At 74.4% G+C, this 13,450-nt stretch carries 10 protein-coding genes; 4 read left to right on the top strand and 6 right to left on the bottom strand.

Annotation, left to right across the window (positions count from 1 at the left end; all coding sequences use genetic code 11):
- Window positions 1-22 precede the first annotated feature (22 nt).
- Window positions 23-1,603 (top strand): long-chain fatty acid--CoA ligase, encoded by a 1,581-nt coding sequence (locus ACFY4B_RS31595; RefSeq protein WP_387973744.1) that lies wholly within the window; start codon window positions 23-25, stop codon window positions 1,601-1,603.
- Between the two features lie 86 nt (window positions 1,604-1,689).
- Here ACFY4B_RS31595 and ACFY4B_RS31600 read toward each other — a convergent pair whose 3' ends face one another.
- Window positions 1,690-2,790 (bottom strand): branched-chain amino acid aminotransferase, encoded by a 1,101-nt coding sequence (locus tag ACFY4B_RS31600; RefSeq protein WP_049652417.1) that lies wholly within the window; start codon window positions 2,788-2,790, stop codon window positions 1,690-1,692.
- Between the two features lie 162 nt (window positions 2,791-2,952).
- Window positions 2,953-3,729, bottom strand: coding sequence for an NAD(P)-binding domain-containing protein (locus ACFY4B_RS31605; protein WP_387973747.1), 777 nt, complete (start codon window positions 3,727-3,729; stop codon window positions 2,953-2,955).
- A 219-nt stretch (window positions 3,730-3,948) separates the two neighbouring features.
- On the opposite strand from ACFY4B_RS31605, the gene ACFY4B_RS31610 reads away from it, so the two are divergent.
- Window positions 3,949-6,753 (top strand): PKD domain-containing protein, encoded by a 2,805-nt coding sequence (locus ACFY4B_RS31610; protein ID WP_387973750.1) that lies wholly within the window; start codon window positions 3,949-3,951, stop codon window positions 6,751-6,753.
- 156 nt (window positions 6,754-6,909) lie between these two features.
- Here ACFY4B_RS31610 and ACFY4B_RS31615 read toward each other — a convergent pair whose 3' ends face one another.
- Window positions 6,910-7,752, bottom strand: a complete 843-nt coding sequence (locus tag ACFY4B_RS31615) for a universal stress protein (protein WP_387973753.1) — start codon at window positions 7,750-7,752, stop codon at window positions 6,910-6,912.
- Between the two features lie 10 nt (window positions 7,753-7,762).
- The gene (locus ACFY4B_RS31620) at window positions 7,763-8,155 is read right to left on the bottom strand and encodes a DUF302 domain-containing protein (RefSeq protein WP_049657537.1); all 393 of its coding nucleotides are present in this window, start codon (window positions 8,153-8,155) and stop codon (window positions 7,763-7,765) included.
- A 303-nt stretch (window positions 8,156-8,458) separates the two neighbouring features.
- Here ACFY4B_RS31620 and ACFY4B_RS31625 point away from each other — a divergent pair, with 303 nt between their 5' ends.
- On the top strand, window positions 8,459-10,516 hold the full coding sequence (locus ACFY4B_RS31625) for a sensor histidine kinase (protein ID WP_387973756.1): 2,058 nt from the start codon (window positions 8,459-8,461) through the stop codon (window positions 10,514-10,516).
- Between the two features lie 104 nt (window positions 10,517-10,620).
- Here the strand turns inward: ACFY4B_RS31625 and ACFY4B_RS31630 are convergent, their stop codons facing one another.
- Entirely contained in the window at window positions 10,621-10,836 is a 216-nt protein-coding gene (locus ACFY4B_RS31630; protein WP_049657541.1) for a hypothetical protein, read from the bottom strand.
- A 328-nt stretch (window positions 10,837-11,164) separates the two neighbouring features.
- On the opposite strand from ACFY4B_RS31630, the gene ACFY4B_RS31635 reads away from it, so the two are divergent.
- Window positions 11,165-11,782: a TetR-like C-terminal domain-containing protein gene (locus ACFY4B_RS31635; protein ID WP_049657543.1), complete on the top strand. Its 618-nt coding sequence runs from the start codon at window positions 11,165-11,167 to the stop codon at window positions 11,780-11,782.
- A gap of 196 nt (window positions 11,783-11,978) precedes the next feature.
- On the opposite strand, the gene ACFY4B_RS31640 is transcribed toward ACFY4B_RS31635, so the two are convergent.
- Window positions 11,979-13,343: an FAD-dependent oxidoreductase gene (locus tag ACFY4B_RS31640; RefSeq protein ID WP_387973759.1), complete on the bottom strand. Its 1,365-nt coding sequence runs from the start codon at window positions 13,341-13,343 to the stop codon at window positions 11,979-11,981.
- Window positions 13,344-13,450 lie beyond the last annotated feature (107 nt).

The following is a 13,450-nucleotide window of genomic DNA, read 5'->3' on the forward strand; positions in this document are numbered from 1 at the left end:
GACCAGACCGAGGAGTGCCCGCATGTCCGTCGTCCCCGCCCCGTCCGACCGCAGCGCCGACCTGCCGCCCGGCGCCCCCGGCCTTCCGCACGGCATCCCCGACCTGCTCACCGCGACCGCCGCGCGCTGCCCGGCCCACCCCGTCCTGCGGCTCGACGAGGAGGTGCTGAGCTTCGCCGACCTGGAGGCGCACAGCGCCCGGGCCGCGCACTGGCTGGCCGCGCTCGGCGTCGCGCCCGGCGACCGGGTGGCCGTCCTGCTGCCCAACGTGCCGGAGTTCGCGGTGCTGTACTACGGCATCCTGCGCGCGGGTGCGGTGGTCGTCCCGATGAACCCGCTGCTGAAGGCCCGGGAGATCGAGCACTGCCTCGGCGACGCCCGGCCCGCCGTGCTGCTCGCCTGGCACACGGGCGACGAGGAGGCGGCCGAGGGCGCGCGGCGCACCGGCACCCGGCTGGTCGCCGTCGAGCCGGCCGCCCTCGCGGCGGTGCTCGCGGAGCAGCCGGCCGACCCGCCGACCGCCGCCGGGGGCCGCGGGGGAGAGGACACCGCGGTCATCCTCTACACCTCCGGCACCACCGGGGCGCCCAAGGGCGCCGAGCTGACCCACCGCAACATCGTGTGCAACGCGCGGGCCGGGGTCCAGGTGCTGGGCCTGGTCGAGCGGGACGTGATCTTCGGCGGGCTGCCGCTGTTCCACTCCTTCGGCCAGGTGATCGGCCTCAACTGCGCGGTGGCCGTCGGGGCCTGCCTGACCCTGGTGCGGCGCTTCGACCCGCTGGCCGCCCTCGCGGTGATCCAGCGCGACCGGGTGAGCGTCTTCCTCGGCGTCCCGACCATGTACACCCTGATGCTGACCCACCCCCGACGCGCCGGGCACGACGTCTCCTCGCTGCGGGTCTGCCTGGGCGGCGGCGCGCCGATGCCGCCGGAGGTGCTGCGCGGCTTCGAGACCGACTTCGACTGCGTGGTGCTGGAGGGCTACGGGCTGTCCGAGTCCTCGCCGCTGGCCTGCGCCAACCGCAGCGACCGGGAGCGGACCGCGGGCACCATCGGCATCCCGGTCGAGGGGGTGCGGATGCGGATCGTCGACGAGTCCGGCCGGGAGGTGCCGGACGGCACGGTCGGGGAGGTGGTGATCCGGGGCCACAACGTGATGAAGGGCTACTGGGGCCGCCCGGACACCACCGCGCGGACCGTCCGGGACGGCTGGCTGCACACCGGGGACCTCGGCACCCGCGACGAGCGGGGCGACTTCCGGATCGTCGACCGCCGCAAGGACGTCATCATCCGCGGCGGCTTCAACGTCTACCCGAGGGAGGTGGAGGACGTGCTGTACGAGCACCCGGCGGTGGCCGAGGCCACGGTGATCGGCGTCCCCCACCCCACCCACGGCCAGGAGGTGGCCGCCGCCGTGGTGCTGCGCGAGGGCGCCGCGGCGACCCCGGAGGAGATCCGCGGCTTCGTCCGGGAGCGGGTGGCCCCGTACAAGTACCCGCGGCTGGTCTGGACGGTCGATGCGCTGCCCAAGGGGCCGACCGGGAAGATCCTCAAGCGCGAGGTCGTGGTGCCCGCCGCCGAGCCGGGCCGGCCCGGGAGCTGAGCGGGCCCGCCGCAGCCGTACCGTCCCGCCGGAGCCGAGCGGTCCCGGCGGGGTGGGCGGCCCGGTCGGGGCCGCCCACCGGGAGGTCAGACCACCCGGCGCATCCAGCCGTGGACGTCCTCGGCACGCCCGTACTGGATGTCCAGCATGTGCTCGCGGATCGCGAGGGTCTGCTTGCCGGGCGTGCCGGTGCCGATGGTGAACGCGTAGCCCTCGCCCTTGGACTCGCCCTTGAAGCCGACGATCGGGGTGACCACCGCGGCCGTCCCGGCGGCGAACACCTCGGTGACCGTGCCGTCGGCGGCACCGGAGCGCAGCTCGGAGAGGGTGATCGGGCGCTCCACCGGCGTCAGCCCGAACTCGCCCGCCAGGGACAGGATCGAGTCCCTGGTCACCCCGTCGAGGATGTTGCCGAGGGCGGGGGTGACCAGCTCGCCGGCCGAGGTGACCAGGCACAGGTTCATCGTGCCGGACTCCTCCAGGTCCCCCTCGCCGCCGGTGTCGTCCAGGAACAGCACCTGGTCGCAGCCGTTCTTCCGGGACTCGATCTGCGCGGCCAGGCTGGAGGCGTAGTTGCCGCCGCACTTGGCGGCGCCGGTGCCGCCCCGCCCGGCGCGGGTGTAGTTGCTGCTCACCCAGAGCGTGATGCCGGTGACCCCGCCCGCGAAGTACGGACCGGCCGGGCTGGCGATGACCGAGTAGGCGATCTGCTCGGCGGGCCGGACCCCGAGGAAGGCCTCCGAGGCGAACATGAACGGCCGCAGGTAGAGGCTCTTCTCGTCCGGGGAGCTGGGCACCCACGCCTCGTCGGCGCGGACCAGCTCCTCGACGCTGGTGAGGAAGTCCTCCTCCGGCAGCACCGGCAGGGCGAGCCGCTCGGCGGAGCGGGCGAAGCGGCGGGCGTTGAACTCCGGGCGGAACAGCCAGACGCTGCCGTCGGCGTGCCGGTAGGCCTTCAGCCCCTCGAAGATCTCCTGGGCGTAGTGCAGCACGGCGGCGCTCGGGTGCAGCGAGTACGGCGCCAGCGCGGTGACCTTGTGGTCGTGCCAGCCCTCGGCGGGCGTCCAGGTGGCCGAGGCCATGTGGTCGGTGAAGAACTTGCCGAAGCCCGGCGCGGCGAGGATTGTGCGTCGCTCCTCCTCGGAAACGGGACCGGTCGTCCGGGACAGAGGGAAAGCGCGACTCATCGTCAACTCCTCAACACCGCTGTGGATTCTGTGCGAACCGACGCCAACGACCGGCGTCATACCCGTCATGCTAACGGTCGTCAGCCGGACGTGATACGGCGCGGTCCGGTCGGGTCCGGAACCGTCGCCCTCCCCGGAGCCCGCGGCTCCGGAATTCCCGTCCTACCGGTGGCCGCCGTGGAGGTCGCCGACCAGGCCGTCCAGGGTGCCGCGCAGGGCCCCGGAGTTCGCCTGGTCGAACCAGGTGGTGCGCACCCGCTCGTTGCTCCCGCCCGGGGTCTCGTGCTCGGCCGCGAGCCGCTCCAGCGACCGCGTCCCGTCGGCCAGGGAGCGGCCGACGTCCTGGTAGAGGCCGCGGACGAAGCGGTCGGCGTCCGTCGCGGGGATGCCCTGGTCGGTGGCCCAGGAGACGAGCGTGGCGAGGAACGCGTAGTGGGTGGTCTGGGTCGAGGTGACCGCGGACAGGACGTTGAGGGCCGCCTCGTCCGCGACCGGCAGCGCCCCGCCCAACAGCTCGAACAGGGCGTCCGCGTCCGGGTGGGAGGGCTGGACGACGGTGAGGCAGCGGCGCTCCCGGACGGTGGGCAGCGGGATCGCGTGGGTCAGCGCGGCGCCGGTGGCCAGCACCCGGCGCAACTCCTCGGAGGCGACGCCCGGGATCACGTTGACCACGACCCGGTCGTCGGGGACGACCAGCCCGGTCAGGGCCGCCCGCCAGTCCTGGCGGCGCAGGGCGACGATCACCAGGTCGGAGCCGTCCACCACCTCCTGGTTGTCGGCGCACACCCGCACGCCGTCGTAGCGCTCCGCCAGCTCGGCGGCGGTGCGGGCGCCCCGCGGCGAGAGCAGGACCTCCGGTCCGGGCTCCTCCCCGTGGCGCAGGCCCATCACGATGGCCCGGCCGATCTCGCCCACTCCGATGATGCCGATGCGCTGCACGGTGACTGCCTCCGTCGTCCGGTACGGATCTTCTCCGCAGCAGTGTGGCCGCTGTGGCACCCGGTGGCCAGGGGCCCTCTGGGGCCAGGAGGAAAGGCCTCGACACCAGAATCGAACAGGTGGTCAAATATCGGCGGCCCACGCACCGAACCGTCACGTGGCCGCCACAACGATCCGATTCGCGGCCCGGCGCCGCGCCCACCGAAGAGGTACAGACCCTTGCGCCTTCGTCCCGCCGTCGCGGCGACCGCGGCGGCCCTCGCGGCCGTTCTCGGCATGCCCCCGCCCGCGGCCCTCGCCGCCGAGCCCGTCACCGAGCTGTACGTGGCCAAGTCGGCGTCCTGCTCCGATTCCGGCCCGGGCAGCCGCGCCGTGCCGTACTGCACCATCGGTGCCGCCGCCGGGGTCGTCCAGCCCGGGCAGACGGTGCGGATCGCGCCGGGCGAGTACGCCGAGCAGGTCGACGTCCGCCGTTCCGGGACGCCGGGCCACCCGATCAGGTTCGTGGGTTCGTGGGCCACCGGCTGGCCGAGCACCGCCCCGCTGGTCTCGGTGATGGCGCCGCAGGAGAAGCAGGGCGTCCACGCCTTCACCCTGGCCGGGGTCCACGACGTGGAGGTGCGCGAGCTGTTCGCGTTCTCGCAGGACGACGCCGTCACGGTCACCGACTCCTCGGCCGTCACCCTCGACCGGCTCTACGTCCAGGGGTCGTACTCGACCTGGACCGGCGGCCTCTCCGTGTCCGGGGCGAGCAGCGACGTCACCGTCAGCCGTAGCCAGTTCAACATCGGCCACGGCATCGCCGTCGGCGCCGGGGTCCGGCGGGCGGTTGTGACCACCAATGACATCGGGGGCTCCTCGACCGGTATCACCGTGACCGACGCCCCGGGTTCGGTGGTCACCGGGAACACGGTCAGCTTCAACAGGGACTCGGGGATCGTCCTGGCCGGGGCCTCCGCCGGAGCCGTGGTGGAGAACAACGTGCTGGTGCGCAACGCGACCGAGAAGCGCCCCGGCGCCGCCCAACTCGACGTCGGGCCTGGCTCGGTGGCGGGCACCAAGGTCGACTACAACCTGGTCACCGACGAGGACGACGGAGGCTACCGGTGGGCCGGAACGGCCTACCGGCTGCCCGCACTGCAGGCGGCCACCGGCCAGGCCGCCCACGACCTCGCCGCAACCGGGAACACCGTCACCGGGGGAGTGCCGAGCATCCCGTACGAGTGGTCCGCGCTGATCGACTCCGGTGACCCGTCGGCGCCCGGGCTGCCCGACACCGACTTGGTCGGCCGGGCGGTCATCGACGACCCGAAGGTGCCGAACGCCGCCGGTGGAACCTACCGGGACCGAGGGGCGTACGAGAACTACGGGCTGATCGACGTGTCCGTCGCGACGGACCTGGACCGCGGCGCCTACCCGCTGACGGTCAACGCCACGGCCTCCGCGCACAACGAGTGGACCTCCTTCCAGACGTACACCTTCGACTTCGGCGACGGCAGCGCCCCCGTGACCAGCACGGAGAAGACCGTCCCGCACACCTACACCACCAGGGGCGACTACCAGATCACCACCACCGTCACCGACGGGTTCGGCCAGCGGCTCACCAGTCTCGGAGACGAGTACGGGGCCTACGGGGCCAAGGTGAGGGTGCGCGACCCCGGCCCGGCGAAGGCCGTGCTGGACGTCACGAACCCGTCCGGGGGCTTCGGGTTCTCCTTCAACGCCTCCAGGAGCACCAGCCCCTGGCCGATCCGCTCCTACGTGTACGACTTCGGCGACGGCACGCCGGCCGACACCTCGGGCGCCGACTACGCGAGCCACATGTACGCGGCGCCCGGGACCTACACCGTCTCGGTCACCGTGACCGACACCGCCGGGCAGAGCGACCGGGCCACGACCACGGTCAGCCCGGGCTTCGCCCCGGCGGGCTTCGTCCCGGTGGCCCCGAAGCGGATCTACGACACCCGGGACCCCGCGAACGACCCCGGCCCGGTCCACCGCGGAGGGTTCGAGCCGGGCGAGAGCCGGCTGATCGCGGCCGGCCTCCCGCAGGGCGCCACCGCGGCGGTCGTGAACATCACCGCCACCGGGGCCACCGCGGCCACCCACCTGGACACGTCCACCATCGGCGGCTCCCCGAACGGGACCTCCAGCCTGAACGTCGCCCCGGGCGAGACCGTCGCCAACCTGGTCACCGTGCCGGTCACCGCGACGGGTGCCCACAACTTCGGCCTCACCAACCACGCCGGCACCGTCGACGTCGTGGTCGACCTCATGGGCTACTACCTGCCGCAGGCCCAGGACGGCTACGCCCCGCTGCCGCCCACCCGGCTCGCCGACACCCGGCAGTCCGGCACCAAGCCGGGGCCCGGTGCCACGCTGCCGCTGAAGGTCGCCGGCACCGCGGGCGTCCCGTCCGGGGCCACGGCCGTCGCCCTCAACCTGACCGCCACCGAGCCCACCGCGGACGGCTACCTGGCGGCCCGACCCGGCGGCCAGAGCGGCCGCCCGTCCACGTCCAGCCTGAACTTCCGGCCCGGGCAGACGGTGGCGAACCAGGTGATCGTGCCGCTGGGCGCGGACGGCACGGTGGACGTCTACAACAACGACGGCTCCACCCACGTGATCGCCGATGTCGTCGGCTACTACGGCGGCGGCGCCACGGGCCGGTACAGCCCCGTCATCCCGGTCCGGCTCCAGGACACCAGGACCGCACCGCTGACGGCCCTCGGCCCCGGCGGCGAGACTGCCGTCCGAATCGGCGGGAACGGCCCGGTGCCGGCGAACGCCGTGGCCGCGGTGGTCAACCTGACCGCGACCGGGACGCTCTCCGACGGGCACGTCATCGCCTACCCGGACCTCGCCCCGGCGCCCGGCACCAGCAACCTCAACTTCCGCGCCGGACAGACCGTGGCCAACCACGCCCAGGTCCCGCTCGGAACGAACGGCGGGATCCGGCTGCGGAACAACTCGGCCGGCGCCGACCTGGTCACCGACCTCTACGGCTACTTCACCACCGGCTGACCCCGGACGACCCCACCGCGGGGGGGGGGCCCCCCCCCCCCGGGGGGGCGCCCCCCCCCCCCCCCCCCCCCCCCCCCCCCCGGGCCCCCCCCCCCCCCCGCGGGGGCCCCCCCCCCGCGCCGTTCCCGGCCCCGCCGCAGGCGGGCACCGCCCCGGTCAGCCGTGCGGGACGAGGGCGACCGGGCACCGGACGTGGTGGATCGCGGCGTGGGCGACCGGGCCGAGGTGGGCGCCGAGGAGGGTGCGGCGGACGCGGCGGCCGACGACGAGCAGCCGGGCCCCGGCCGCCGCGTCCACCAGGGCGACGGAGGCGCTGCCCTGGATCAGGTCGGCGGTCACCGACACCTCGGGATGGTGCTCCCGCCAGGGGGTCACCTGCTCGGCGAACCGGGCCCGGTCGACGGAGGCGAGTTCGCCCAGCCCGCCGACGGCCTCGAGTGCCGTGTACTGGCTGGAGACCGGCGGCGACCAGACGTGCACCACCCGCAGCGGCGCCCGGCGCCGGGCGGCCGCGTCGAAGGCGAAGGCCAGCACGTCGTCCATCGGATGGGCGAGGTCCAGGCCCACCAGCACCGGGCCCTCCGACTCCTCCGCCTCGGCCCGGACCAGCACCACCGGGCAGCCCGCCCGGCGCAGCACCTCCTGGCTCACCGAGCCGACCAGGAAGCCGCGCACCGCGCCCAGCCCGCGCGAGCCCAGGACGAGCAGGGCGGCCGACTTGCCGACGGCCTCCAGCGCCTCGGCCGGGTCGGTCGGGACGATCGCCGAGGTGACCGGCCCGTCGCCGGCCAGCGGGCGCAGCTCCCGCGCCCGCAGCTCCAGCCGGTCCAGGGCGTCGCGGTACGTCTCCTCGCTGCCGACCACGTCCCGGTGCGGCCAGGGCCAGGCCTCCAGGAGGTCCAGCGGGCAGCCGCGGCGCCGCGCCTCCCGGGCGGCCCACTCGGTGGCGGCGAGGCTCTCGGGCGAGCCGTCGAATCCGGCGACGACGGGTGCGGTCATGGTCTGCTCCTCATCCGCGCAGCGTGTCCAGGGCGGCGTTCAGCCGCCGCGCCGCCTCGTCCGCGACCTCGCCCAGCCCGCCCCCGGACCCGGCCAGGGCGACCATCGTCTGCGGGTCGACGGCCTCCACCACCGTGGCGTCGCCGTCCGTCCGGACCACCACGTTGCAGGGCAGCAGCAGCCCGATCCGGCGGTCGGCCTGGAGCGCGCGGTGGGCGAGGGCGGGGTTGCAGGCGCCGAGGATCAGGTAGTCCTCGACCTCCGCGCCGATCTTCTCGCGCAGCGTCGCCCGGACGTCGATGGTGGTCAGGACGCCGAAGCCCTGCTCCTTGAGCGCGGCGGTGACCGCCTCCACCGCCTGCGCGAACGGCCGGTCGAGCCGTACGCCGAGACCGTAGTCCATGGTTCCTCCGGGGGTGTCGGGTGGCCTGGGAGGTCGCGGCCCCAGTATCGGCGGACGCCGCGCCCGCCGCCTCCCGGGGCCGAGCCGCGGCGGTGCCGGTGGTGACGCACGGCGAGGACCGCCGGGCGGTGGCGGCGCGGGTCGGCGGGGCCGCAGGCCCGCGCACGGTCCGTCAGGCGGACGCCGCCGAGGCCCTCCGGCTGTCACGGGGGCCGGCGGGGGGCCGCTGCCTCATGCACCCGGGACAACGGGTGGAGCAGACTTCAGGGATATGCGGGAGCCCGACGACGAAGGGGCGGACTCATGGCTGCGGAGAGCGTGCGAAGAGCCTGGCGGCGGCCTCGGTCCGGTCCTGCGGAGCGACAACTGGCCGCGGCCGGGCTGTGCGCGCTCGTCTGCGTGGTGGCCGGCGGGCTGTGGGTCGGGTACGTGCTGAGCCACCTCGGCGCGCCCGGGGTCTCGGTGCCCACCCACGACCTGGCGGTGCTCGGGTACGGCCTCGCCGCCGTCGCCGGTGGAGTACTGCTGCACGCCCACCGGCCGGGGAACCAGCTCGGCTGGGTGCTGCTCGTGTACGGGGCGGCGACGATCCTCCCGGTCGCGGCCGAGGCCCCGATCTGGGTCGAGGGGGGCGACCCGCGCATGGTCGGGGCGGTGGTGGTGCTGTCCTCGCTGTGCGACACCGTCAGCGGAGCCCTGTGGCACGCGCTGCCGCTGTGGCTGCCGTTCGGGACGCTGCCGAGCAGGCGGTGGTGGTTCGCGATCGGCGCCGTGGCCCTGTGGCGGCTGCCCCCGGCGAGCTACTACGTCTCCGAGCCGACCGTGTTCGGCCGGCCCAACCCGTTCGCGGGCAGCGGCCTCGCGCACCTGCTGCAGGGCTTCAACGACCGGATGCTCGACACCCAGCTCGTCGTGTACGTCGCGCTGACCGTCCTGGTGGTGCTCGTCCCGCTCGCGCGGATCCGCGGGGCGTCCCGGCGGCGCCGGCAGACCGTCCTGATCGGCCTCGGGGTGTACCTGCTGTGGGGCGGGGCCGAACTCGGCTACTACTTCGACCAGGGCACGGCCGCGTACACCGCGTTCGCGGTCACCTCGGCGCTGTGGACGCTCACCCTGGCCGCCGTGGTGGTCCGGGACGGGTCCTGGCGGCTCGACCGGGCCGCCCGGCGGGTGCTGACCGGCCTGCTGGTGGCCGCCGGGCTGGCCGTGGCCTTCGTGGTGGTGGCCTGCCTGCTCTCCACCATGCTGATGCCCGGGACGGGCCTCGGGGCGCTGGTGGTGGTCGCCGCGGTCTTCCTGCTCGCGACCGGCCTGCCCCGGGGCGTGCGCTGGGCCTCCGGCGTCGTCGACCGCTGGTACTACGGCTCGCGCGCCCAGCCGTACCAGGTGTTGCGCAGCCTCGCCGGGAGGGTCAGCCAGACCGTCGACCCGCAGGAGGTGCCGGCCGTGCTGTGCCGCACCGTCAGTGAGGAACTGCTGCTCCCCGGCGTGGAGTTGACCGTCTCCACGCGGAGCGGCGAACGGTCGCTGGCGGCCGTCGGGGAGCTCACCGGCGGCGGCGAGGGCTTCTCGCTGGTGCACCGCGGGGAGCGGATCGGACGGCTCGCCGTCGCCCCGCGCCCGGGGCAGCGGGCGCTCGACGACAGCGACCGCGACATCCTGCGCTCGCTCGCCGACCAGGCCGCGCCCGCCGTCGCCTCGCTCCAGCTGATGGCGGACCTGCGGGCCAGCCGCGAGCGGATCGTCGCCGCCCGCGAGGAGGAGCGGCGCCAGCTGCGCCGGGACATCCACGACGGCCTCGGCCCGCTGCTGGCCGGGCTGCGGCTGCGCCTCCAGGCCGCCGCCGCGGTGGACGACCCGGCGCTCTTCTCCGGCGTGCTGGACCGGGTCGCGGACGACCTCGCCACGGCGGTCCGGGAGGTCCGGCGGATCACCGACCGGCTCGGGCCCACGGCGCTGGGCGACTACGGCCTGTCCACTGCGCTCGGCCGGCTCGCCGGGACCTTCAGCGGCCCGGACCTCGCCGTCGCCACCCGGCTGGAGCCCGACCCGCTGCCGGCGCTGCCCGCAGCCGTCGAGGTCGCGGTCTACCGGATCACCGCGGAGGCGCTCAACAACGTGGTGCGCCACGCCCGGGCGAGCAGCGCCACGGTGTCCGTGCGGGTGGACGCCGGGCACCTGGAGCTCGAGGTCGAGGACGACGGGCGGGGCCCGGACCACGGGCTCCCGGTGCACCCGGGGGTGGGGCTGCAGTCGATGTCGGAGCGGGCCGCGGAGATCGGCGGCAGCTGCACCGTGGACGCCCTGCGGCGCGGCACCCGGGTGCACGCGGTGCTCCCGCGCAGGCCCGCGAGCGGCTGAGGGGCTGGTCCTTCCCGGCCCGGGGCCAACGAAGAGGCCCCCGGCGCGACGGGTGACGGCCGGGGGCGGGATCGGTGCTTCCGAGGAAGGGGAGGACGAGGGGGTCAGTGGCAGTTGGGGGGAGTGCAGCCGTGGGGGTGGCTGCCGGGGGATGAGCTGCTGCCGGGGCCGGGACGGTGGCTCCGTCCCGTCTCCGAGGCGCTCTCGCCGCCCCGGACCGGGCACTTGCACGCCCGGAGGGCGGCGGCGATGCTCACCGCGGCGAAGACCGCGGCGACGCCGGCGGCCATCAGCGCGGTGTTGGCCGTTCTGTCGGTCATGGGGTCCTCCACGGGGTTCCGCAGGCGGTCCGCTTCAACCCGCACCCCCATGCCACCGCCCGTCCCGCCCCAGCCGCATGAGGCCACGGTCCTGTCCCGGTCCCGACGTGCGGGAACTCCATCGGATCGAACGCATGATCGAAATTCTGTTATGCGGCGTCGGCGGGAACGGGTTCGTTCACTAACATCGACAGTGGCCCCCGCGATGTCCGTGATATACGAAATGCTTCACCGTGCGCGCGGCCGACCAGGGATTTCCCGGAGATCCGCGGGCGAATGCGGGGAGCGACGGGGATCGAGGAAAGGCGATTGAAGAAGGTGCGCAACCATGACCGCTGAGACGGATACCGGACACGGACCGGTGACGGGCGCCCCGCTGCGGCGGCGCGGCGAGGCGCTGGAGAGCGCCATCTACGAGGCGGTCCTCCAACAGCTCACCACCGACGGCTACGCCCGGCTCACCATGGAGGGGGTGGCCGCCGCCGCCCAGACCGGCAAGGCCGCGCTCTACCGCCGCTGGTCCTCCAAGGAGGAGCTGGTCATGGACGCGCTGCGGGCCAGCCTGCCGCCCTCCGGCCCGGCTCCCGACACCGGCAGCCTGCGCGGGGACCTGCTGGAGGTGGTGACCCGGCTGCGGGCGGCGATGGTCAGCGAGCTGGGCGCCGCGGTGCGGGCCATCATGAGCGAACTCGACCACCAGCGGGCGCACGCCTTCGTGGAGATCGTGCTGGAGCGGGTGGTCGAGCCGACGACGGCGCTGCTCGCCGAGGTGCTGGACCGCGGCACCACGCGCGGCGAGGTCCGCCCCGGGGCGGTCACCCCGCTGGTCACCGACCTGGTGCCGGCGCTGATGCTGTACCGGATCAAGATGTGCGGCGGGGAGGCGACGCAGCTCGATCCGGCGGAGATCGTGGACGAGCTGCTGCTGCCGATCGTCCGCCCCTGACGGGGGCGCTCCCGGGTACGCCGGGAAATCCGCGCGCCGCCGCCGGAATCCCACGGGTGTGTTCCTGTGTTCCGGACGGAATTCCCGTGGGATTCGGCGGTGGCGGTGGCGGTGGCGGTGGCGGTGGCGGTGGCGGTGGCGGTGGCGGTGGCGGTCCGTGCCGGGCCCGGGCTCAGGTGCCCGGGCCCAGCGCGGCTCAGGCCCCGCTGTGGCGGAGCATGGACTCGCGCTCGACGACCTTGACCCGCTCGCGCTGCTCGGCCTCGCCGAGCGCGCGCTCGTGGGCGTCCAGCAGCTTCCAGCCGTCCCAGGTGGTGAAGCGGACGCCCTGCGCGCGCAGGTGCTCCTCGACGGCCGCCGGCTCCGGCTCGACGGCGCCGGGCAGGCGGTCGGCCGCGTGGTCGTCCAGCAGGCAGGCGACGGTCTCGTTGGCGTCGCCCTTGGTGTGGCCGATCAGGCCGACCGGGCCGCGCTTGATCCAGCCGGTGACGTACGTGGCGGTGCGGTGCGAGCCGTCGCCGTCCAGGACCCGTCCGGCCTGGTGCGGGACGGTGCCCGAGGCCGGGTCGAAGGGCAGCTTGGGCAGCTCGTCGGAGTAGTAGCCGACCGCGCGGTAGACCGACTGGACGTCCCAGTCGGTGAAGGCGCCGGTGCCGCGCACGTTGCCGGTGCCGTCCAGCTCGGTGCGCTCGGTGCGCAGGCCGACCACCTTGCCGTCCTCGCCGAGCACCTCGACCGGGGACTCGAAGAAGTGCAGGTACACCCGGTGCGGGCGGTCGCCGACGTCGCGGATCGCCCAGTTCTCCAGCGTCGAGGCGACCAGGTCGACGTGCTTGACCGCGCGGCGCTCGGCGATCGAGCCGTCGTCGTACTCGATGTCCTCGGGGGCGACGATCACCTCGATGGTGGGGGAGTGGTCCAGCTCGCGCAGTTCCATCGGGCTGAACTTGGCCTGGGCGGGGCCGCGGCGGCCGAAGACGTGCACCTCGACGGCCCGGTTGCGCCGCAGGCCCTCGTAGACGTTCGGCGGGATCTCGGTGGGCAGCAGCTCGTCGGCGGTCTTGGCGAGGACCCGGGCGACGTCCAGGGCGACGTTGCCGACGCCGAGCAGGGCGACCTTCTCGGCCTCCAGCGGCCAGGTCCGGGGCACGTCCGGGTGGCCGTCGTACCAGGAGACGAAGTCGGCCGCGCCGTAGGAGCCGTCGAGGTGGATGCCGGGTATGTCCAGGGTGCGGTCGGCCATCGCGCCGGTGGAGAAGACCACGGCGTCGTAGAAGCGGTGCAGGTCGTCCAGGGCGAGGTCGTTCGGGTAGTCGACGTTGCCGAACAGCCGGACCTGGGGCTTGTCGAGCACCTGGTGCAGGGCGGTGACGATGCCCTTGATGCGCGGGTGGTCGGGGGCGACCCCGTAGCGGATCAGACCGAACGGGGCGGGCATCCGCTCGAACAGGTCGATGGAGACACCGGGGTCCTGGGCGGCGTCGGACTTCAGCAGGGCATCCGCGGCGTAGATGCCGGCGGGGCCGGCTCCGACGATCGCGACTCGGATCGGGCGGGGCATGACGAGTGGTCCTCCGGTCGGGCGCGATGCAAACGTGGTCTGAACCTTTGTAGCAAACCCTACGGATGACCTGGGAAGTAGGTGGTGATGATCTATGAGGTCATAGG

Origin of the sequence: Kitasatospora sp. NPDC001261, from assembly GCF_042896795.1 — a bacterium.
Classification (GTDB): Bacteria; Actinomycetota; Actinomycetes; order Streptomycetales; family Streptomycetaceae; genus Kitasatospora.